The organism is Streptomyces sp. NPDC006487 (assembly GCF_042870555.1).
Taxonomy (GTDB): Bacteria; Actinomycetota; Actinomycetes; order Streptomycetales; family Streptomycetaceae; genus Streptomyces.
This window is the reverse complement of record NZ_JBIAHN010000008.1, coordinates 357,272-377,820: the sequence shown is the minus strand read 5'-3', so window position 1 is coordinate 377,820 and position 20,549 is coordinate 357,272. Positions and strand designations below refer to the sequence as shown.

Annotated in this window: 18 protein-coding genes and 2 tRNA genes; 5 read left to right on the top strand and 15 right to left on the bottom strand. The window is 72.8% G+C overall.

The window, feature by feature from the left end; genetic code table 11:
• Window positions 1-8 precede the first annotated feature (8 nt).
• Window positions 9-248, bottom strand: a complete 240-nt coding sequence (locus ACFYM0_RS16745; protein WP_388501687.1) for a hypothetical protein — start codon at window positions 246-248, stop codon at window positions 9-11.
• Between the two features lie 103 nt (window positions 249-351).
• Between ACFYM0_RS16745 and ACFYM0_RS16740 the strand changes: the two genes are divergently transcribed.
• On the top strand, window positions 352-831 hold the full coding sequence (locus ACFYM0_RS16740) for a MarR family winged helix-turn-helix transcriptional regulator (protein ID WP_388501684.1): 480 nt from the start codon (window positions 352-354) through the stop codon (window positions 829-831).
• Between the two features lie 14 nt (window positions 832-845).
• A complete protein-coding gene (locus ACFYM0_RS16735; protein ID WP_388501681.1) occupies window positions 846-2,450 on the top strand; it encodes an MDR family MFS transporter in 1,605 nt (534 codons plus the stop codon).
• A 9-nt stretch (window positions 2,451-2,459) separates the two neighbouring features.
• Here the strand turns inward: ACFYM0_RS16735 and ACFYM0_RS16730 are convergent, their stop codons facing one another.
• The 12 genes from ACFYM0_RS16730 to ACFYM0_RS16675 all read right to left on the bottom strand — a co-directional run bounded on the left by ACFYM0_RS16730 (window position 2,460) and on the right by ACFYM0_RS16675 (window position 13,207).
• Window positions 2,460-3,110 carry a TetR/AcrR family transcriptional regulator gene (locus ACFYM0_RS16730; protein ID WP_388501679.1) on the bottom strand — a complete coding sequence of 217 codons (651 nt, stop codon included), beginning with the start codon at window positions 3,108-3,110 and terminating at the stop codon, window positions 2,460-2,462.
• 91 nt (window positions 3,111-3,201) lie between these two features.
• On the bottom strand, window positions 3,202-5,475 hold the full coding sequence (locus tag ACFYM0_RS16725; protein ID WP_388501676.1) for an ArnT family glycosyltransferase: 2,274 nt from the start codon (window positions 5,473-5,475) through the stop codon (window positions 3,202-3,204).
• Window positions 5,475-6,740, bottom strand: a complete 1,266-nt coding sequence (locus ACFYM0_RS16720) for a glycosyltransferase (protein WP_388501673.1) — start codon at window positions 6,738-6,740, stop codon at window positions 5,475-5,477. Before ACFYM0_RS16720 ends, ACFYM0_RS16725 begins: the two co-directional genes overlap by 1 nt.
• Window positions 6,741-6,765: 25 nt before the next feature.
• Entirely contained in the window at window positions 6,766-8,571 is a 1,806-nt protein-coding gene (locus ACFYM0_RS16715) for a sensor histidine kinase (RefSeq protein WP_388501670.1), read from the bottom strand.
• Window positions 8,571-9,338 (bottom strand): response regulator transcription factor, encoded by a 768-nt coding sequence (locus ACFYM0_RS16710; protein WP_388501668.1) that lies wholly within the window; start codon window positions 9,336-9,338, stop codon window positions 8,571-8,573. The genes ACFYM0_RS16715 and ACFYM0_RS16710 overlap by 1 nt, the downstream gene beginning before the upstream one ends.
• Window positions 9,339-9,413: 75 nt before the next feature.
• On the bottom strand, window positions 9,414-10,295 hold the full coding sequence (locus ACFYM0_RS16705; RefSeq protein WP_388501665.1) for an amidohydrolase family protein: 882 nt from the start codon (window positions 10,293-10,295) through the stop codon (window positions 9,414-9,416).
• Window positions 10,276-10,617 (bottom strand): antibiotic biosynthesis monooxygenase family protein, encoded by a 342-nt coding sequence (locus tag ACFYM0_RS16700; RefSeq protein WP_388501663.1) that lies wholly within the window; start codon window positions 10,615-10,617, stop codon window positions 10,276-10,278. The genes ACFYM0_RS16705 and ACFYM0_RS16700 overlap by 20 nt, the downstream gene beginning before the upstream one ends.
• 105 nt (window positions 10,618-10,722) lie before the next feature.
• The gene (locus ACFYM0_RS16695) at window positions 10,723-11,616 is read right to left on the bottom strand and encodes a DUF2797 domain-containing protein (RefSeq protein ID WP_388501661.1); all 894 of its coding nucleotides are present in this window, start codon (window positions 11,614-11,616) and stop codon (window positions 10,723-10,725) included.
• Window positions 11,613-12,047, bottom strand: coding sequence for an Lrp/AsnC family transcriptional regulator (locus ACFYM0_RS16690; protein ID WP_388501658.1), 435 nt, complete (start codon window positions 12,045-12,047; stop codon window positions 11,613-11,615). The genes ACFYM0_RS16695 and ACFYM0_RS16690 overlap by 4 nt, the downstream gene beginning before the upstream one ends.
• 140 nt (window positions 12,048-12,187) lie before the next feature.
• A complete protein-coding gene (locus ACFYM0_RS16685) occupies window positions 12,188-12,553 on the bottom strand; it encodes a PH domain-containing protein (RefSeq protein WP_388501655.1) in 366 nt (121 codons plus the stop codon).
• A 201-nt stretch (window positions 12,554-12,754) separates the two neighbouring features.
• A tRNA-Arg gene (locus ACFYM0_RS16680) sits at window positions 12,755-12,827 on the bottom strand.
• A gap of 289 nt (window positions 12,828-13,116) precedes the next feature.
• Window positions 13,117-13,207, bottom strand: a tRNA-Ser gene (locus ACFYM0_RS16675).
• 186 nt (window positions 13,208-13,393) lie between these two features.
• Between ACFYM0_RS16675 and ACFYM0_RS16670 the strand changes: the two genes are divergently transcribed.
• From ACFYM0_RS16670 to ACFYM0_RS16660, 3 genes are all read left to right on the top strand, one after another.
• The gene (locus ACFYM0_RS16670; RefSeq protein ID WP_388501652.1) at window positions 13,394-13,834 is read left to right on the top strand and encodes an SSI family serine proteinase inhibitor; all 441 of its coding nucleotides are present in this window, start codon (window positions 13,394-13,396) and stop codon (window positions 13,832-13,834) included.
• A 119-nt stretch (window positions 13,835-13,953) separates the two neighbouring features.
• Window positions 13,954-17,391: a PAS domain-containing protein gene (locus tag ACFYM0_RS16665; protein ID WP_388501649.1), complete on the top strand. Its 3,438-nt coding sequence runs from the start codon at window positions 13,954-13,956 to the stop codon at window positions 17,389-17,391.
• 13 nt (window positions 17,392-17,404) lie between these two features.
• Window positions 17,405-17,983, top strand: a complete 579-nt coding sequence (locus ACFYM0_RS16660; RefSeq protein WP_388501647.1) for an antibiotic biosynthesis monooxygenase — start codon at window positions 17,405-17,407, stop codon at window positions 17,981-17,983.
• A gap of 30 nt (window positions 17,984-18,013) precedes the next feature.
• On the opposite strand, the gene ACFYM0_RS16655 is transcribed toward ACFYM0_RS16660, so the two are convergent.
• The gene (locus ACFYM0_RS16655; protein WP_388501645.1) at window positions 18,014-19,663 is read right to left on the bottom strand and encodes a long-chain fatty acid--CoA ligase; all 1,650 of its coding nucleotides are present in this window, start codon (window positions 19,661-19,663) and stop codon (window positions 18,014-18,016) included.
• Between the two features lie 175 nt (window positions 19,664-19,838).
• Window positions 19,839-20,372: a SigE family RNA polymerase sigma factor gene (locus ACFYM0_RS16650; RefSeq protein WP_266907026.1), complete on the bottom strand. Its 534-nt coding sequence runs from the start codon at window positions 20,370-20,372 to the stop codon at window positions 19,839-19,841.
• Window positions 20,373-20,549 lie beyond the last annotated feature (177 nt).

Sequence of the window (20,549 nt, the reverse complement as noted above, 5' to 3'; positions counted from 1 at the left end):
GCCGGGTCTCAGAGCGCGAGCCAGGCCACCAGGGCGATCAGGACCACCGCGGCGACGGCGACGCCGATCCACAGGCCCGCGCCCGGTCCCGACTTGCGCGCGGCACGGTTCTGCATGCGCGAGCCCGGGACGGCGGGGGCCGGTACCGGCTCCTCGACGAACGCCCGGAACATCTGTGTGCTGCCCGCGGGGTCGTAGTCACCCTGGGGAGCCTGTGAGTTGTGGTTCGAGTCGTGATTCGCAGCCATGCGCAGGACCCTAGCCGGTTTTCCCATTCCTTTACCGCCCAGCCCCCCGATTCATTTGCCTGTAACAACCATCTGCTTCTATGGTTGCCCGAAGCAACGAGATATGGAGGGAGGTCCGGTGACCGCGGCAACCGCAGCAATCGCAGCTACCGCGCCTGCCACGCGCTACGCCGAACTGGCCCGTCAGCTCACCGGCATCGGCGCCGTCAAGCGCGACCTCGCCCGTCTCCTGCCCTCCGACTGCCCTCCCGGTTCGGCGGCCGTGCTCACGGTGCTCGACCGCCACGGCGAGATGCGGCTCAGCCGCCTCTCCGCGTACCTGGCCATCGACATCTCCGTGACCAGCCGGCACGTCGCGCACACCGCCGACCGCGGCTGGATCACCCGCGACACCGACCCCGTCGACGCCCGCTGCCGGATCCTGCGCCCGACCCCGGCCGGCCGCGCGCTCCTCGCAGAGCTCGGCGCCCGCCACACCCACGCGCTGGAGAAGGCCCTGGCCGACTGGTCCGACGCGGACATCGACCACCTCAACACCCTGCTGGCCCGACTCCGGTCGAGCTTCACGCTTCCGGACAGCTAGACCGAAGGAAACACATGGCTACGACCACACCCACCGGGGTGCGGGGAGGCGGCCGGCCGGAGACCACGTCCGACAGCGCGCCCATGACCCACCCGCAGATCATGAAGGCGCTCTCCGGGCTGATGCTCGGCATGTTCGTGGCGATCCTGTCGTCCACGATCGTCTCCAACGCCCTGCCCCAGATCATCGGCGACCTCGGCGGCACCCAGTCCTCGTACACCTGGGTGGTCACGGCGGCCCTGCTCTCGATGACGGCGTCGACCCCCCTGTGGGGCAAGCTCTCCGACCTCTTCAGCAAGAAGCTGCTGGTCCAGATATCCCTGGTGATCTACGTCCTCGGCTCGATGGTCGCGGGCATGTCCCAGAACACCGGCATGCTCATCGCCTGCCGCGTGGTCCAGGGCATCGGCGTCGGCGGTCTCTCCGCCCTCGCCCAGATCGTGATGGCCGCGATGATCTCCCCGCGCGAGCGCGGCCGGTACAGCGGCTACCTCGGCGCGGTCTTCGCCGTCGCCACCGTGGGCGGCCCGCTCCTCGGCGGAGTCATCACCGACACGAGCTGGCTCGGCTGGCGCTGGTGCTTCTACGTCGGCATCCCGTTCGCCGTCATCGCCCTGATCGTGCTCCAGCGCACCCTGCACCTGCCCGTCGTCCGCCGCAACGTCAAGGTCGACTGGCTCGGCGCCTTCCTGATCAGCGGCGCCGTCTCGCTCCTGCTGATCTGGGTGACCCAGGCCGGCAGCTCGTACGACTGGATCTCCTGGCAAACCTGGACCATGACCGGCGGCGCGCTCGCCCTCGGTCTGCTCTTCGTCCTCGTCGAGTCCAGGGCGAGCGACCCGATCATTCCGCTGCGCCTCTTCCGCAACAAGACCATCAGCCTCGCCTCGGCGGCCTCGCTCTTCGTCGGCATCGCGATGTTCTCGGGCACCGTGTTTTTCAGCCAGTTCTTCCAGTTGGCCCGCGGCGAGTCCCCGACGATGTCCGGAATCCTCACGATTCCGATGATCGGCGGGCTCTTCGTCTCCTCCACCCTTTCCGGTCAGGTGATCACCAAGACCGGTAAGTGGAAGGCCTGGCTCGTCTCCGGCGGTGTGCTCCTGACGGCCGGACTCGGCCTGCTGGGCACCCTGCGGTACGACACCCCGTACTGGCACATCGCGATCTTCATGGCGCTGACCGGCCTCGGCCTCGGCATGATGATGCAGAACCTGGTCCTCGCCTCCCAGAACCAGGTGGCCCCCGAGGACCTCGGCGCCGCCAGCTCGGTCGTCACCTTCTTCCGCTCGCTCGGCGGCGCGATGGGCGTCTCCGCCCTCGGCGCGGTCATGGCCAACCGGGTCACCCACTACGTCCAGGACGGTCTCGCCGCGCTCGGCCCGCGGGCCGCCGCCATGGGCCACGGCGGCACCGGCGGGGGCGCGATCCCCGACCTCGACAAGCTGCCCGAACCCTTCCGCACGGTCGTCGAGTCCGCCTACGGACACGGCGTCGGCGACGTCTTCCTCTACGCCGCCCCCACCGCGCTGCTCGCACTGGTGCTGGTGGTGTTCATCAAGGAGGTCGCCCTGAAGTCGAAGCCGGCGGCCCACGAGCCGGCCGCCGCCACGGCGGAGTAGCCGGGCGGTCTACGGGGCCGCGGGGGCGGTCGTGGCGGCCGCCCGCCCGGTGTGGGCCTGGATGCCGGCGATCAGGACGTCGAGCGCGAGGCAGAACTCCCCGTCGGGCGGCCTCCTGACGGTTCCTCCACAGCCGTGGAGGAACTGGGATACGGCCAGCCGGGCCCCGGTGCGGCTGGCGTCCGGCAGGCCCGTGGCGTCCAACAGCCGGTGCAGGGCGGCGTCGAAGGCCCGCGCGTGCGGGCCGATGTTCGGGTACGCGGCGGTGAGCGGAGCCACCCACGGGTGGTCCACGAGCAGCCTCCGGTAGCCCCGTGCCAGCGAACGGAGCCGGCCGGGCCAGCCCTCCGCGGGCGGCCCGGCCGGCTCCTGCTGTGCGCCGAGCTCGCCCAGGGCACTGTCCAGGGCGAGTTCCAGCAGATCGTGCTTGGTGTCCACGTACCAGTAGAGGGACATCGCGGTGACCCCGAGCCCGGCGGCGAGCCGCCTCATGGAGAACCGGGCCAGCCCCTCGGCGTCCAGCAGCCGCACGGCCTCGGCCGTGATCCGCTCCCGGTCGAGCCCGGCGGGGTCCTCGCTGCGCCGCCGGGCGGGCGCGGCAGGCGCGGCTGCCAGCCAGACACTGGTCCGGGCCGTGCCGGGATCGGCCGGGGTGACCATGGAGGCATCCTCCTCGCATGCGCGGGACCGGCCCGGAATGCCCGGTCCGCCCCCTTGATGCTAGGGGGTGAAACCCGGGACGCGGCGGGTTTCAGGACGTCGTGGACGCCTGCGACGTGGGCGCGGTCAGGTCGTAGAAGGTGGCTCCACCGATGGTGGAGGCCTTGAAGTTGGCCTTGACCCAGGTCTCGATGGAACTGCTCACGCCCCCGCCCGGACCGCCCCCGCCACGGACCGCGGTGCCGGTCCCGGCGGCGCCGCCCGCTTCGCCGGCGGCCGTACCGCCACCGGCTCCCGCACTGCTCTGGCCGATGAAGTAGTGGATCTTCCCGGCGCTCACGTACGCCTTGAACTGCTCCAGGGTCGGAGAGGGGTCGCTGCCGTTGAAGCCGCCGACGGCCATCACCGGCCGCTGCGAAGCCAGCTGGTAACTCGCGGCGTTCTGCGAGCCGATGGCGGCTGCCGCCCAGGTGTACCGGTCCGCGTCGGCGCGCAGCGCGGCCGTGGCCTCGGCGCTGGTCTTCGTCCCGCCGAGCAGGCCTCCCATGCCGCCGCCGCCCATGCCGCCGCCCGGGCCGCCGCCGGTCCGGGTGCCCCGGCCGCCGTCGGCACCCTGTTGGGCGCCGGGGGCCTGACCGCCCTGAGTCTGGCCGCCGGGGGCCTGACCACCAGGAGCCTGGCCGCCGGGAGCCTGACCGCCCTGGGCGGTTCCGCCCGGGGGCATGCCCTGGGGTGCGGCTCCGCCACCGGGCATCCCGCCGCCGCCCGGCATCTCGAAGCCGCGCATCCCGCCGCCGGGGCCGCCGCGGCCGCCCGCGACCGCGGGGCCCGCCGTGACGATCGAGCCCGTGTGCGGGGTGGTCACCGTGGTCAGGCAGTACGCGAGGGGTCCGGCCAGGGCCACGCCCAGGCCGACTGCCGCGACGGCCAGCGCGCTGCGGCGGCCCAGCCGCGCGGCGAACGGCAGCAGCAGGGCCGTGCCGAGTCCGACAGCGAGGACCGGCCAGCGCAACCACGGCACGTACTCCGCGGAGCGACCGAGCAGCACGAAGGCCCAGTACGACGTGAGAGCCAGGGTCACGGAGAGCGTGAGGGAGGCGGCCCGGCTGCCCCGCTCCTCCCACAGGACGGCGATGCCCATGCCGACCAGGGCGGCGATGTAGGGGGCCAGTGCGACGGTGTAGTACTCGTGGAAGATGCCCTGCATGAAGCTGAAGACCACCGCGGTGATCAGCAGCGCCCCGCCCCAGGCGAGGAAGGCCGCGCGGGCCATGCCCTCCAGGGAGTCGGTGGCCCGGCGTGCCCGCCAGGTGACCACGAGGCCCGCGACGAGCAGGATCAGCGCGGCGGGCAGCAGCCAGCCGATCTGACCGCCGATGTTCGAGGAGAACAGCCGGTCGATGCCGGTCTCTCCCCAGGCCATTGCGCCACCACCGCCGCCGGGCCCGCCTGCCCCTCCGGTCATGCCCTCGGCCGCCGTGCGGGCTCCGCCGCCGACGCTGCCGGTCTCCTCGCCGTTGATCCGGCCGAGGCCGTTGTAGCCGAGGGTCAGTTCAAGGAAGGAGTTGGTCTGTGAGCCTCCGATGTACGGGCGGGAGGAGGCGGGCCACAGTTCGACGACCGCCACCCACCAGCCGCCGGCCAGCACCATCGCGAGCGTGGAGAGCAGCAGCTGCCCCAGGCGCCTGCGCAGCCGGGTCGGCGCGCAGACCGCGTACAGCAGGGCGAGGGGCGGCAGGATGACGAAGGCCTGCAGGGTCTTGGTCAGGAAGGCGAAGCCGACCGCGACCCCGGCCCAGACGAGCCACTTGGTGTGCGCGCCGTCGAGGGCCCGGAGCACGCAGTACACGGTGACCGTCATCAGCAGGGTCAGCAGTGCGTCGGGGTTGTTGAAGCGGAACATCAGGGCGGCCACGGGCGTGAGCGCGAAGACGGCTCCGCTGATCAGGGCCGCCACCGGGCCGAACTGGCGGCGCACGGCGGCGTAGAGCACGGCGGTCGTGCCGACGCCCATGAGGGCCTGCGGGACCAGGATCTGCCAAGCGCCGAGCCCGAAGAGCCGGACGGACAGCATCATCGGCCACAGCGCGGCCGGGGGCTTGTCGACGGTGATGGAGTTCCCGGCGTCTGAGGAGCCGAAGAAGAAGGCCTTCCAGCTCTCACCGCCCGCCTGGGCGGCCGCGGAGTAGAAGGAGTTGGCGTAGCCGGACGCCCCCAGGTCCCACAGCAGCAGGACGGCGGTGGCGAGGAGCAGCCCGAGGAAGGCGGGGCGTTCCCAGCCGGGCCGCGCCGCGTGCGCCCGGGCCGCCCGGTGGGACGGGGCGGCCGGGGAGGGCGGGTGGAGCGGTAGCGCTGCCGTGGTCATCAGGAGTGGTCCTTCGCGGGAGTGGCGCGCCGTTCGGGGAAGACCCAGGCGCGGAAGAGCAGGAACCGCAGCACGGTGGCGGCGAGGTTGGCGGTGACCAGGACGGCCAGCTCGGTGCCGTGCCCCGGCTTGGCGCTCGCGGCCCCGAGGGCGGCGAGCGACCCGCTGGTCAGGGCCAGTCCGATGGCGAACACCACGAGCCCCTGGGCCTGGTGGCGCACGGCGCGGGCCCGGCCGCGGACGCCGAAGGTGAGCCGGCGGTTGGCCGCGGTGTTGGCGACTGCGGAGAGCAGCAGCGCGGCGGCGTTGGCGAGCTGGGGACCGGCGGTGGTCCGGGCCGCGGAGTAGAGGAGCAGGTAGAGGAGGGTGGACAGGGCTCCGACCACGCAGAAGCCCAGCAGCTGGCGGGCCAGCCCGCGCGGTACCCCGGGCAGGGCGCTGCGGTCGCGCGGGTCGTCTCCGAAGGGGCGGGCGAGCCGGTCCAGCGGGAGCGCGCCGACGGCCAGTGCCCTGCCCACCCGCCAGACCCCCTTGAGGTCCTCGGCGGCGGTGCGGGCGATGTGGACGGTGGAATCGGGGTCGTCGACCCAGTCCACCGGCACCTCGTGGATCCGCAGCCCGGCCCGCTCGGCGAGGACCAGCAGCTCCGTGTCGAAGAACCAGCCGGAGTCCTCCACGAGCGGCAGCAGCCGCGTCGCGACCTCACGGCGGATCGCCTTGAAGCCGCACTGGGCGTCGCTGAAGCGGGCGGAGAGCGAGGAGCGCAGGAGCAGGTTGTAGGCGCGGGAGATGAACTCCCGCTTCGCTCCCCGGACCACCCGCGAGGAGCGGGCCAGGCGGGTGCCGATGGCGAGGTCGGAGTGGCCGGAGATCAGCGGGGCGACCAGTGGCAGCAGGGCGTTGAGGTCGGTGGAGAGGTCCACGTCCATGTACGCGAGGACGGGCGCGTCCGACTCCCCCCACACGGTGCGCAGGGCCCGGCCGCGACCCTTCTGCTCCAGCCGGGTGCTGCGCACCCCGGCCACGGAGGCGGCGAGTGAGGCCGCGACCTCGGGGGTGCGGTCGGTGCTCGCGTTGTCGGCGATGGTGATGCGGAAGGGGTACGGGAAGGTCCGGGTGAGGTGCTCGTGCAGCCTGCGCACGCAGGGCCCGAGGTCCGTCTCCTCGTTGAAGACCGGGATCACCACGTCGAGGACGGGCTCACCCGGTACGGGCGCGAGGGGCGCCCGTACCGGGAGCGCTCCGGGAGAGGTGTCGGTAGGCATGCCCCGACCCTTCCGGGCCGGGCTGTCACCGCTGTGTGCTGACCCTGTGGCCCGTCTGTGAGTTCTGCTGCGCGGCGGGGGCCGTGGCGGTGAGGGCGGTGGAGGTGGTGGAGACGGCGGGAACGGCGGAGACGGCGGGAACGGCGGAGACGCCGGGGGTCGCCGGGTCGGCCAGGGGGAGCAGGACCTCGAAGGAGGTGTGGCCGGGGGCGCTGCGGACCCCGACGTGGCCGCCGTGGGCCGAGACCACGGCGGCCACGATGGCCAGGCCGAGGCCGGTGGAGCCCGCCGAGCGGGAGCGGGAGGCGTCGCCGCGGGCGAAGCGCTCGAAGACGTGGGGCAGCAGCTCGGGCGGGATACCGGGGCCGTCGTCCTCGATCCGGAGCCGGACGGCGGATGTTTCACGTGAAACATGCGCCGTGACGGTGGTGCCGGGCGGGGTGTGGGTCCGGGCGTTGGCCAGCAGGTTCACCAGCACCTGCTGGATCCGGGCAGCGTCGGCGCGGACGGGCGCCGGCTCCTCGGGGAGTTCCAGGCGCCAGTGGTGGTCCTGGCCGGCGGCCCGGGCGTCGCTGACGGCGTCCACGACCAGCGGGGCCAGATCGGTGTCGCAGGTGGACAACGGGCGCCCCGCGTCGAGCCGGGCCAGCAGCAGCAGGTCCTCCACCAGCCCGGTCATCCGGGTGGCTTCGGACTCGATGCGGCCCAGGGCGTGCCGGGTGTCGGGGCCCGGCTCCTCGCGGCCCCGGCGGGTCAGTTCGGCGTAGCCGCGGATCGAGGCCAGTGGGGTGCGCAGCTCGTGGCTGGCGTCGGCGACGAACTGGCGGACCCGGGTCTCGCTCTGCTGGCGCGCGGTCAGCGCCGAGGAGACGTGGCCCAGCAGCCGGTTGAGGGCGGCGCCGACCTGTCCGACTTCGGTACGCGGATCGGCCTCGGCGTCCGGGACGCGCTCGTGGAGGGCGGGCTCGCCGCTGTGCAGGGTGAGTTCGGAGACCCGGGTGGCGGTGGCGGCGACCCGGCGCAGCGGGCGCAGCGCGACACCGACCAGGACCTGTCCGGCGAGGGAGGCCGCGATGAGCCCGGCGAGGGTGACGAAGACCTCCACCGCGATCAGGGTGTGCACGGTGGAGTCGACCTCGGTGAGCGGGAATCCGAGGACCACGCTGCCGGTGCTCGCGTCGGGCGAGGCCAGCACCCGGTAGCCGCCGAGGCCCGGCAGCTGCAGTTCGACCGGGTCGCCGGGACGGCCGCCGGCGGCCTTGTGCGCGGCTCCGGCGAGGACGGCGGCCTGGTCCGGGGTGAGGGGCGGGTGGCCACCGGATCCGGATCCGGATCCGCCGAGGGCCGCACTGCGTTCGCTGCGGACGCTCTCTACGGTCTTCCCCGCGGTGTCGAGGCGGACCCCGACGGCCCCCAGCGGAGATCCGGGGCCCATGACCACGCCGAGGTTGTTCTCCCGGGGGAACTTGCCCAGGCTCGGGCGGCTCGCCATCTCGACGGAGACACCCAGCTGTTGGTCGACCTTGTCGACCAGGTACGAGCGCAGCGCGACCGTGGTGACGGTGCTGATGGCCGCGCCGACGACGGCGATGAGGGCCACCGCCGAGACGACGAGCCGGGTCCGCAGCGACCAGGGCCTCCGGCTTGCACGGAAACGACGCGGGCGGCGGGGCCCGGAGGGACGCCCGGGGCGGCCCGGCCTGCGGGGACGGCGGGAGCGCGCGGGTGCCCGTACCTCCCCGGCTCCCGGTCCGGCCGCTCCCGGTCCGGCCGCTCCCGGGCCGGCCGCCTTCTGCGCACGGCCGGCCGGCCGGGGCTCGCCGGCTGCCACTAGTCGGCCGGCTTGATCAGGTAGCCGGCGCCGCGGCGGGTGTGGATCATCGGCGGGAGACCCGTTCCGCCCTCCAGCTTGCGCCGCAGGTAGGAGATGTACAGCTCCACGACATTGGCCTGTCCGCCGAAGTCGTAGGACCACACCCGGTCCAGGATCTGCGCCTTGCTCAGCACCCGGCGGGGGTTGCGCATCAGGTAGCGCAGCAGCTCGAACTCGGTCGCGGTCAGGTGGACGTCCTGACCGCCCCGGTTGACCTCGTGGCTGTCCTCGTCGAGCCGCAGGTCGCCGACCTCCAGCACCGACCCGCCGCGCGCGGCCTGCGCCGCGCCGGAGCGCCGGACCAGGCCGCGCAGCCGGGCGACGACCTCCTCCAGGCTGAAGGGCTTGGTGACGTAGTCGTCGCCGCCCGCCGTCAGGCCCGCGATGCGGTCCTCGACCGAGTCCTTCGCGGTCAGGAACAGCACCGGGACCTGCGGGAGCTCCCGCCGCAGGCGGCCCAGGACGGCCAGCCCGTCCATGTCGGGGAGCATGATGTCGAGCAGGACGACGTCGGGCCGGAACTCACGTGCCGCGCGCACCGCTCCCGCACCGTCGCCCGCGCTGCGGACCTCGCAGCCCTCGTAGCGCAGGGCCATCGAGAGCAGTTCGGAGAGGGCGGCCTCGTCGTCCACGACGAGGACCCGGCACGGGCTGCCGTCGGGCCGCACGAGGGCCGTGTGGTTGCCGGTGGACGTGGACGCGTGGGAAGTGGTCGTCGCAGTCATGCGTACACGCTGGCCGCCGCCCGTGAGAGCGCTCTTTCCTGAACCTGTGAATTCCCTGAGAAACCCCTCCCGCCCTCAGGCCAGGCGGAAGAGCCGGGCTCCGTTGTCGTGGCAGACGGCGCGCAGCCAGGCGTCGCCGAGGCCGAGGCGTTCCAGGGCCTCGAGCTGGTGCTCGTAGGGGTAGGGGATGTTCGGGAAGTCGGTACCCAGCAGGATCCGGTCGCCGAGGTCGGCGAGCCGGCCGCGGTCCTGCGGCGGGAAGCCGCTGAACTGCTCCGAGAAGTCGGTGAAGGCCATGGTGGTGTCGAGACGGACCTCGGGATACCGGTCGGCGAGGTCGAGGAAGTCCGCGTACTCCGGCATCCCCATGTGCGCGACGATCAGCGGCAGCCGGGGGTGCCGGGCCAGCAGACGGGCGATCGGCTCGGGTCCGGTGTACTTTCCCGGGACGGGCCCCGAACCGCAGTGCACGACCGTCGGGATCCCGGCTTCGGCGAGGAGCCCCCAGACCGGGTCGAGCCGGTCGTCGGTGGGGTCGTACCCGCCCACCTGGAGGTGGGCCTTGAAGACCCGGGCCCCCGCCGCGACGGCCTGGCCGACGTATTCCCGCACCCCGTCCTCCGGGAAGAAGGTCGCGGTGTGCAGGCAGTCGGGGGTGCGGGCGGCGAAATCGGCGGACCAGGAGTTGAGCCAGGCGGCCATGGCCGGCTTGTGCGGGTAGAGCATGGCGGTGAAGGCCCGGACCCCGAACTCCCGGAGCAGCGCGACCCGCTGCTCTTCCTCGTGCCGGTAGGTGATGGGCCACTCGACGCCGGTCAGCGGGCCCACCGCGTCGAAGTAGTCCCACACCTTGTCCAGGACCCGCTCGGGCATGAAGTGGGTGTGTACGTCGACCAGCCCGGGCAGTCCGAGCCGTTCCCGGAACGCCCTGACGGCCTCAGCCGTCTTCGCGGACAAAGCCGTGGCTCCGCTCGACCGTCGCGATGTGCAGCGTGTAGCTCTCGTACCAGTCGGCACGGCCCTGCTTCATCGCCGCCTGGTGCTCCATGTCCTTGCGCCAGAGGGCGAGGGACTCGTGGTCGCGGAAGTAGGCGACGGTGATGCCGAGCCCGCCGGGGGTGCGCGCGGACTCGTAGCCGAGGAAACCCGGATTGTCGCTGACGAGCTCGGTCATCCGCTCGAGCGTCTCGGGATATCCGCCGTCCTCGGCGGTCCGGACGCTGGTGAACACACTCATGACATACGGCGGTTCGAAGGCCTGTACGGGCTGGATGGTCATGCCCACCACCTTCTGCGGCCGGTACGTGGCATGTCCACCGGAAAACGGCCCGGGCGGCCAAAGGGATCCAAGTTTTGACCTTGCCCCGCTGCCCACCCGGTCGGGTCAGAACAACCCGTCCTGCGCGGCGGCGGTGTCCCGCCCTGTGCCGGGGATCCCTGACACGGGCACATCGGTGACATCGCCCTCCCCGGGCGCCACCAGCTCCCACCCCGCGAGCAGCCGGGCGTCCACCACCAGCCCGTCGGCGAAGTGCAGATCGGGCCCTGCCGCCCCGACGAGCCGGCCGGCGACGGTTCCGCCGGGCACCATCTCGGTGATCACCCGGGCGGCGGCGGGCAGCGCGTCGAGCCCGAACGCCCCGGCGTGGTCGGTCACCTCGCACTCCAGCCTCTCCAGCGACTCCGGCCACCCCTCCAGCGCGGCCGCCCGTGCGTGCAGCGCCGCGACCTCCGCCACCCGCTCGGGCCCCGGCGGCACCTCTCCCCGCACGGACCGCTTACGGGCATAGGCGATCCGGTCGGGCACTCCGAGCGCGGCCCGCAGCAGCTCCTCCGTCCGGCGGGTGGCCATCAGCGGCCCGCGCCCCAGCCAGGCCCAGGCCACCGCCCCTTGCTCCAGCAGCCGGACGGACCCGCGCTCCTCGGCGGTGATGCCGACCTTGACGAGCCCGGTCCCGAACCAGGCGAGGTACACCCGGTAGGTACGCGGATCACCGGCGTTGGTATCGGCCGCCACCGAGAAGGATCGGTCCAGGCCGGCGCACTCGGGGCACTGGGCGTTCCCGGTCCGGCCGGGCACGGTCCGCCCGGTCGGGCACGGCGTCCGCCGTCCGGCCCGCCGGATGCCGAGGCAGTGGCGCTCCCCCCGGGCCGCGAAGGCGAGCGGCTGCCCGTACACGAGGGGGCTGGTGCGCTCTCCCCGTCCCGGTCCCCGCCCGTACCAGCCCATGGCGGGCCGGCCGTCGTTCCACCGGAGGCCGGTGCACCACCAGGTCACAGGGGGAGCGGTCGCTCGAAGAAGGTCTCCAAGACGACGGTGGCCTGTGTCCCGCTGACACCGTCGATCGCGTAGAGGCGGCGCAGGACGTCCTGCAGCTGCTCGGTGGTGGCCGTGCGGACCTTGACCATGACAGAGGCGCTACCGGCGATGATGTGCGCCTCCTGGATCTCCGCGATGGCCTCGAAGGCGGCCCGCGAGTCTCCCATCCAGGCCGTGGAGTCGACCATCACGTAGGCCAGCACCCCGCTGCCGACGGCGGCCGGATCCACCTCGACCGTGGTCCGCCGGATGACCCCCCGCTCGCGCAGTTTGCGCACGCGCTCGTGGGTGGCACCTGCGGAGAGTCCGACGGAGGCCGCCAGCGCCGCGTACGGCTGGCCCGCGTCCTCCTGGAGGCGCTGGATCAGCGCCCGGTCGATGTCGTCCACCGAACTTCCTCCTACGTCCCTGCACACCCTCGCGGAGACGCTACCTGATCCTGCATTCACCCCCAGCGACCGAACAGCGTTCGGCCCCTCCCTGGCACCCTCGCCGCCCTCGCACCCTCGCCGCCCTCCCCCCGGCGTGGCTAGCGGGCGACGAACTGCGTCAGGATCGCCTGGACCTCATAGATGTCGACGCCCTTGGTGAAGGTCTTGGCTATCGGCGCCGAGGTCCCTGAGAGCCATATCTTCAGCTCCGCGTCCAGGTCGAAGTGGCCGGCGGTCTCCACGGAGAAGTGCGTGATGCTCCGGTACGGAATCGAGTGGTACTCCACCTTCTTCCCCGTGAGCCCCTGCTTGTCGATGAGCACGAGCCTCCGGTCGGTGAACAGGATCGTGTCGCGAATCAGCAGAAACGCGGCGTGCACCTGCTCCCCCTGCCCCAGCAGCCGCGCGTACTCGCGGTGCGCCGACGCCGGATCCACGGCGTGCGCGTTCCCGAACAGTCCCATGTGAGCTCCCCCTGCTTTCCCGGTGACGTTTCCCGCTGAGCCGATCTTCAAAAACCGTATCGGGGCCGTGCGTCACCCCGCGTCCCCCGCCAGAGCCATCTCACCCCGTGGCTCCCCGGAGCCAGGCCTCATCACTGAGGAGGAGAAGAAAGAAGGACAACGCAAGAGGCCCCCCGGTGAACCGGGGGGCCTCTTGGGCTGTGCACTCGGCAGGATTCGAACCTGCAACCTTCTGATCCGTAGTCAGATGCTCTATCCGTTAAGCTACGAGTGCTTGACTGTCCGGGGTTTTGCGCCCCGTTGGCCTTGCGAGAACAACAATACATGGACCTCGCCGGGACGCGAAATCCATTAGCTCCACCCGCTCTGACCTGCGGAAACAGCTAGGAAGAAGATCATCCGGTTGGGTGCTGGAGCGTCCCTGCCGTGCCTCTGCGCGGGCAGATCCGGAGCAGAGGCACGGGCAGATCCCGCCACCTCTCGGATCCTCCGGATCCTCCGGACTCCCCGGACCCCGAACGCACCGAAGCCCCGGTCCGCAAGGACCGGGGCTTCGTGAAGTGCGGAGGCGGAGGGATTTGAACCCTCGATGGGGGGTAAGCCCCAAACCGCATTAGCAGTGCGGCGCCATAGACCGGACTAGGCGACGCCTCCAGCACACCCCCGCGTACGAAGGTGCGTGCAGATGATGACACAGGCCAGGGGCCGGTCACCAATCCGCTCCCACGGTACAAGGAGGTCGGCCCGCAGAGCAAAGCCTTAGGCACCCCCGTGTGCGGAACGTCGGAGCCCGCTCGTCGTTGGTCTGTCGTACGACGTACGGACGACCTGGAGTTCCCCATGCTGCGTCTCGCCGCTTTCGCCGTCGCCTCCGCTCTGGCCGCAGGGGCGGCGGGCCCCCTGCCCCCGCTGCCGCCGCTCAGCCGGCTGCTGTCCGCCCCCGCCCCCGCCCCCGACCGACTCACCATCGTCGTGGCCGACACGGGCAACCCGCTGGCCGACGGCGAGTACCGGCTGGAGTGCGACCCGCCCGGCGGGAACCACCCGCGGGCCGGGGACGCCTGCGCCCGCCTCGAAGCCCTCGCGCGCGAGGGGAAGGACCCCTTCGCCCCCGAGTCCAGGAATCAGCTCTGCACCATGCAGGACGGCGGCCGTGCCACCGCCCGGATCACCGGAACGTGGCATGGCCACAGGGTGGAGTCCCGGTTCAGCCGGACGAACGGATGCGAGATCCGCCGGTGGAACGACTTGGAACCTGTGCTTCCAGGTGGGCGTTCCTGACCTGGGAGGATGCGCCGGTCGGGCGTTATGCGCCGGGCATCCGCCTCCTCGCCGGGAGCCCGTGCGCATAGACTCCTCCCGTGACATGCCGGTAGTTGTGGTCAGGGAGGAAGCTCGTCGTGAGCAGCAGGCCATCCCGAGGCGCTGCTCGCCTCGCAGCAATACTCGACGCTCTTCCGGACGCGCTGTTGCTCGTCAACGCCAACGGCACGGTCGTCAACGCGAATTCGATCGCCCTCGAAGTCATGGAGAGCCCCGGTACCGGGCTCGTCGGCCGGGGCGTGCTCGACCTCCTGCCCGAGTTCGACTCCAAGCTGATCCCCGGCTCCATGCGCCGGCCCGGCGAGGACGAGGGCGGCCGCGCCCGCCCGAAACGGATGGTCGCCCGCCGCACCGACGGCAGCGAGTTCCCCGTGGAGGTCACCGCGGCCCATCTCGACGGCCGTGACGCCTACCGTGAGCCGCAGCCCTCGTACACCGGCGACGAGCTGTTGATGCTCGTCGTGCGGGACCTCTCGCAGACGGTGGACACCGAGGCCGAGCTGGCCCGCTCCCAGCGCCAGACCGAGATGATCCTGCGCGCCGCCGCCGAGGGCGTCGTCGGCACGGACACCGACGGCAGGGTCGTGCTGGTCAATCCGGCCGCCGCCCAGATCCTCGGCTACCGCGCCACCGACCTCGGCAACCGCGAACTGCACGGGCTGGTCCAGCACTCGCGCGCCGACGGCTCGCCGTTCCCCTTCGAGGAGTCCCCGCTCGCGGACACCCTGCGCAGCGGACGCAAGCACCGGGTCCGCGGCCAGGTGCTGTGGAACAAGTCCGGGCAGCCCGTCGCCGTGGACCTGACCACCTCTCCCGTACGGGACGGGGAGCAGCTCGTCGGCGCCGTCATGACCTTCACCGACCGGCGTTCCTACGACGCGCTGGCCGCGCGCCACGCCCAGCTGCTGTCCGTTCTCGGCGACTCCCTGCGCGGGCCGCTGGAGGAGCTGCGCGGGGAGCTGGCCACACTGGCCGCCGACGACGCGGGACAGCTGTGGCCCGAGGCCAACCAGCTGCTGCACCACCTGGCCGCCGGCTACTCCCGGATGACCACGCTGGTCGACAACGTGCTCGCCTTCCAGCGCCTCGACGCGGGCGGCGAGAAGCTCGACAAGAAGAAGGTGCTGATCGACGGGGTCGTCGCGGCCGGTGTCGACGGCGCGGTCGAGCTCATCGGCCCGGGGCGCGCGCAGTTCGCCGTGCACGCCCCGACCATCGAGGCCGAGGTGGACGCGGAGCGCATCGCGACCGCCCTCGCGCACCTGGTCGCGGACGTCGCCGGGGTGGACGCCACCGGCAAGACCCCCCAGGGCAGCGGGTACATGGACTCGACGATCGTGGTGGCCGCAGCGCAGCGCGGCGAGGTCGTACGGATCGAGGTGCGCGGCCCCTACGAGGGCGGCAACCCGGTGCACGAGCCGATCGTGCGGGGCATCGTGGAGGCGCACGGCGGCGTCCTGCAGACGGTGGAGGTGCCGGGCGCTCCCGGCGGGGCCTACGTACTGGAGCTGCCGCTGGGTGCGGGAGCCGGGACGGTCACCCTGCCCGAGCCGGTGGAGGCTCCCCCGGCCGCGCCCGGGACCGAGGGCGGCCCGGGGCAGGTCTCCGGCGGCCGGCGGGCCCGGCGCGGTGTGGACGCGTTCCTTGACGACGACGCCGCTGCGGGAGCCGGCAGCGGCTCCGGCACCGCCGTGGCGAAGGCGGGCCAGGACTCCGACGGCGGGAGCGCGCTCGCGCTGCCGTCCGGTCGGCGCCGGGGCAGCGAGGCCGGGGCGGTTGCCCGGCCCGGCGACGGCGCTCCCGCGGAGCTCGCCCAGTCCCCCGTGAACCCGGCGGGCCTGGGCGGCAGCGGCACGGGGCGGCGCCGCGGCCAGAACGGCGACGGCAGCGGCGGCAACAACAGCGGCGACTCCGGTGGTGGCAACGACCGTCCGGGCGGCCCCGGGCAGCCCGTGCCCCCGCAGGGCACCCACATGCCCGCGCTCCCGCCCGTGCCGGTGGCCCCCGTGCCGGTGCCGCCGTTCCCGGGGCTCCCCGTTCCGCTGACGGAGCACCCCGCCGGGCGGCGGCGTGCCCTGGGCGCGGCGGGACCGGCGCGGCCGGGCGGCCCGGTGCCTGCGACCGGACTCGGTCCGACGCCCGCGCCGATGCCCACTCCGATGCCCGCGGCTGCGCCCTCCCCCGCTCCCGTACGGCCCATCGCCCCCGAGGGCGGCTTCGCGCTGCCCGCCGGGCCGACGCCGGCTCCGCAGCCGCCGCAGGCCCCCGCCGCGGCCGACTCCGACGCGGAAGCCGCGGGCGGGCGGCGCGGGCGCCGGGTGCTGAGCGCGCCCGGCACCGACTCCGAGGGAGCCGAAGCCGCCGCGGGGCGGGTGGACGCGGACGCGCAGGGCCCCGTAGCCCCCGAGACGCATCCCACCGGGCGGCGGCGTGCGCTGCCCGCCACCCCGGCCTGGCCGGTTCCGGCGGCCCGTACCGCCCCCGAGGACTCGGACGGCGGCGGGCAGATCGCCGTACCCGGAGCCCGGCAGCCGCAGGACACCCCCGCGGAGGCCGCCGGGGCGCCGATCAGCGTCCGCGCACTGGGCAGCCTCGGCCAGGGCGGCGGGTCCAACGACACGAACGGCTCCGGCCGGCGGCGCCGGCTCGCGGAGCCCGCGCCCGAGGGCCGGGCCTTCGCCATAGGGGCCCCCGAGGCGGGTTCGGCCGAGGGCCCCGAGCCGCTGGACGGGCCCGGTGGCGCCGTCGAGGTGGTCAACCGGACCGTGCCCCGTCCCGTGGACGACGAGCTGCCGCCCGAGCCGCTGGACAACCCGCGCCGGCTCCTGGTGTGGCCGGCTCCGGACGCGCAGACGCAGGCCGCGCTCAGCGACCGCGGCTACCGCCCGGTGATCGTGCACTCCCGCGAGGAGGTCGACGCGCAGATCGCCGCGTTCCCCGCCGCGCTGTTCGTGGACCCGCTGACCGGGCCGATCACCCGAACCGCCCTGCAGTCGCTGCGCCAGGCCGCGGTGGCCGCCGAGGTGCCCGTACTGGTGACGGCCGGGCTGGGGCACGCCACGCGCGAGGCCGCGTACGGCGCCGATCCGGCCGTGCTCCTGAAGGCGCTCGCGCCGCGCGACAGCGAGCAACACCCCTCCCGGGTGCTGCTGATCGAGGAGCACGACGAGATCGCGACCGCGCTGACCGCCGCCCTGGAGCGGCGCGGCATGCAGGTCGCACGGGCCGACGCCGATACGGACGCCGTGGAGCTGGCGACCCGGATGCGGCCGAACCTGGTGGTGATGGACCTGATGCAGGTGCGCCGCCGCCGGGCCGGGATCGTGGACTGGCTGCGCGCCAACGGGCAGTTGAACCACACCCCGCTGGTGGTCTACACGGCCACCGGGATCGAGCCGGCCGAACTGCCGCGGCTGGCCTCGGGCGAGAGCGTGCTGTTCCTCGCCGAGCGGTCCACCACGGCCGACGTGCAGGGTCGCATCGTGGACCTGCTGGCCAAGATCGGCACCAACTAGTCATTCTGGCCGCATGGCCATCATCGACACGAGCGAGCAGACCGTCCCCGCCGACAACGGGGAGGTCAGCCTGCTCATCGCGCGACAGGTTGATCCGGGCCACGAGGAGAACTTCGAGGCCTGGGCCCACGGGATCCTGGAGACGGCCTCGGCCTTCCCCGACCACCTGGGGTACGGGCTGTTCCGCCCGGCCGTCGAGGGCGGGCCCTGGTTCCTGGTGCACCGGTTCCGCAACCAGGCGGCCTTCCAGCGGTGGCAGGACTCCGCCGAGCGCGCCGCCTGGTTCTCGAACTGCCTCGGGCACCACCACACCGAGATAGCCCGGCGCGAACTGCACGGCATGGAGACCTGGTTCGCGAAGCCGGGTACGGCCCGGCCCGCGCCTCCGCGGTGGAAGATGGCGATCAGCTCGGGGCTGGCGATCTTCCCGATCTCGCTCGCGGGCAACGCGCTGCTCGGGCCGTACCTGGTGAATCTGCACTTCGTCCTGCGGACGGCCGCGTTCGCCGTCGTCTTCAGCACCCTGATGACCTACGTGGCCATGCCGGCGATCAGCAAGCTGCTGCGGCCCTGGCTCACGCGCGGCCAGTAGCCCCGCGCAGGAACCGAGAGCGAAGGCGGCTCAGTCGAGCTTGGTGACGTCGAGGACGCCGTCCGCGTACTGCTTGCGGATCACCTTCTTGTCGAACTTGCCGACACTCGTCTTCGGCACGGCCTCCACGAAGGCCCAGCGCTCCGGCAGCTGCCACTTGGCGATCGACTGGCCGAGGAAGGCGCGCAGTCCCGCGTAGTCCACGGTGGCCCCCTCCTTCAGGACCACGGTGGCCAGCGGGCGCTCGTCCCACTTGTCGTCGGGGACGGCGACGACCGCCGCCTCGGCGACCTCGGGATGGGCCATCAGCGCGTTCTCCAGCTCCACGCTGGAGATCCACTCGCCGCCGGACTTGATGACGTCCTTGGCGCGGTCGGTGAGGGTGAGGTAGCCGTCGGGGCTGATCACGCCGACGTCTCCGGTCTTGAGCCAGCCGTCCGCGCTGAACTTGTCCTCGGGGCGGACGGGTTCGCCGGCCACGCCGCCGTAGTAGGCACCCGCGATCCAGCTGCCGCGGACCTCCAGCTCACCCGCCGACTCGCCGTCCCAGGGCAGGAGGTCGCCGCCGGGGCCGACCAGGCGGGCCTCGACGCCCGCCGGGAAGCGGCCCTGGGTGATGCGGTACGGCCACTCCTCCTCGGCGGTCAGACCGGCCGGCGGGTGGGCCATGGTGCCGAGCGGGGAGGTCTCCGTCATCCCCCAGGCGTGGTTGAGGCGTACGCCGATCTTGTCGTAGGCCGCCATCAGGGCCGGCGGACAGGCCGCGCCGCCGATGGTGACCTGCTTCATCGAGGTCAGGTCGCGCGGGCGGGCGGTGACCTCGGCGAGCAGCCCCTGCCAGAGGGTGGGGACGGCCGCGGCGTGCGTGGGCTTCTCCCGCTCGATCATGTCGGCCAGCGGGGCGGGCTGCAGGAAGCGGTCCGGCATCAGCATGTTGATGCCGGTCATGAAGGTGGCGTGCGGAAGGCCCCAGGCGTTGACGTGGAACTGCGGGACGACGACGAGGGAGGTGTCCTTGTCGGTCAGGCCCATCGACTCGGCCATGTTGACCTGCATCGAGTGCAGGTAGATCGAGCGGTGGGAGTAGATGACGCCCTTGGGGTCCCCCGTGGTGCCGGAGGTGTAGCACATGGCCGCGGCCTGGCGCTCGTCCAGCTCGGGCCAGTCGTAGGTGTCCGGGCGGCCCGCCAGGAGCTCTTCGTACTCGTGCACCCGTACGCCGAGGCCCTCGAGCGCGGAGCGGTCGCCGATGCCCGCGACCACGACGTGCTCGATGGTCGGCAGGTGCGGCAGCAGCGGGACGAGCAGCGGAAGGAGGGTGCCGTTGACCAGGACGACCCGGTCGGCCGCGTGGTTGACGATGAAGACCAGCTGCTCGGGAGGGAGCCGCAGGTTCAGCGTGTGCAGGACGGCCCCCATGGAGGGGATCGCGAAGTACGCCTCCACGTGCTCGGCGTTGTTCCACATCAGTGTCGCGATGCGGTCGTCCTGCCGGACGCCCAGCTCGTCGCGCAGGGCGTTGGCCAGGCGCGTGGCACGGGTCCCGATCTCGGCGAAGCTGCGGCGGTGCGGCTCGGCCTCCCCGGTCCAGGTCGTGACCTGGGACTTCCCGTGGATCGTCATCCCGTGCTGCAGTATGCGGGTGACGAGGAGTGGTACGTCCTGCATGGTGCTCAGCAAAGCGTCCTCCCGGTGAGCGCTGCGGCGCTGCGGCGGCTACGGATGCTGCGATTCTGCGCACGTACCGCTCGGTCTGTCACTACCCAAGAGTAGAAAACGAGGCCCGATGTTTCACGTGAAACATCGGGCGGGGTGGGTGCGGGATCGGGCGAGGTGGGTGCGGGATCGGGCGGAGTCAGCGGACGGGTGTCAGTTCCGGGTCCTCGCGGAGCTTGACCAGCGCCCGGGAGACGGCGCTCTTCACGGTGCCCACGGAGACGCCGAGCAGCTCGGCGGTCTGGGCCTCGCTCATGTCCTCGTAGTAGCGCAGGACGACCATCGCCCGCTGCCGGTCGGGCAGCCGGGTCACCGCACGCCACATCGCGTCGCGCAGCGCCTGCGCCTCGGCGGGGTCGGCGGCCGGCGGTTCGTCGGCCTCGGGGAGCTCGTCGCAGACGAACTCGTCCACCTTGCGCTTGCGCCACTGGCTGGTGCGGGTGTTGACCAGCGCCCGGCGGACGTACCCGTCCAGGGCCCGGTGGTCCTCGATGCGGTCCCACGCGACGTAGGTCTTGGCCAGCGCCGTCTGGAGGAGGTCCTCGGCGTCGCAGGGGTTGGCGGTGAGCGAGCGCGCGGTGCGCATCAGGACCGTGCCGCGGGTCCGGACGTACGCCGAGAACGACGGGTACGGCGTCGGATTCGAGGCGAGCGTGCACACAGGCGTGGTCATGCCTCCACGCTAGGAGCGGCCGGGCCTCCCCGGATCGGCCGCAAGTGCCGAAACGGGATCCCCCTCAGGTTGTAGGGGCGGGGCCCGCCCCACCTCCTGTAGGTGGAGGAGGCGGGGCTTCCGCACGGGGTGGGAGGGCGGCCGGGTCGGCTGGCTGATGCACGAGCGGGCAGGCTG

Bases quoted from the DNA above. Each gene is read 5' to 3' on its own strand.
- ACFYM0_RS16730 (WP_388501679.1), bottom strand. From the start codon at position 3,110: ATGGTCACCCCGGCCGATCCCGGCACGGCCCGGACCAGTGTCTGGCTG.
- ACFYM0_RS16650 (WP_266907026.1), bottom strand. From the start codon at position 20,372: ATGACCACGCCTGTGTGCACGCTCGCCTCGAATCCGACGCCGTACCCG.
- ACFYM0_RS16725 (WP_388501676.1), bottom strand. From the start codon at position 5,475: ATGACCACGGCAGCGCTACCGCTCCACCCGCCCTCCCCGGCCGCCCCG.
- ACFYM0_RS16670 (WP_388501652.1), top strand. From the start codon at position 13,394: ATGCTGCGTCTCGCCGCTTTCGCCGTCGCCTCCGCTCTGGCCGCAGGG.
- ACFYM0_RS16740 (WP_388501684.1), top strand. From the start codon at position 352: ATGGAGGGAGGTCCGGTGACCGCGGCAACCGCAGCAATCGCAGCTACC.
- ACFYM0_RS16685 (WP_388501655.1), bottom strand. From the start codon at position 12,553: ATGGGACTGTTCGGGAACGCGCACGCCGTGGATCCGGCGTCGGCGCAC.
- ACFYM0_RS16700 (WP_388501663.1), bottom strand. From the start codon at position 10,617: ATGACCATCCAGCCCGTACAGGCCTTCGAACCGCCGTATGTCATGAGT.
- ACFYM0_RS16720 (WP_388501673.1), bottom strand. From the start codon at position 6,740: ATGCCTACCGACACCTCTCCCGGAGCGCTCCCGGTACGGGCGCCCCTC.
- ACFYM0_RS16710 (WP_388501668.1), bottom strand. From the start codon at position 9,338: ATGACTGCGACGACCACTTCCCACGCGTCCACGTCCACCGGCAACCAC.
- ACFYM0_RS16660 (WP_388501647.1), top strand. From the start codon at position 17,405: ATGGCCATCATCGACACGAGCGAGCAGACCGTCCCCGCCGACAACGGG.
- ACFYM0_RS16735 (WP_388501681.1), top strand. From the start codon at position 846: ATGGCTACGACCACACCCACCGGGGTGCGGGGAGGCGGCCGGCCGGAG.
- ACFYM0_RS16745 (WP_388501687.1), bottom strand. From the start codon at position 248: ATGGCTGCGAATCACGACTCGAACCACAACTCACAGGCTCCCCAGGGT.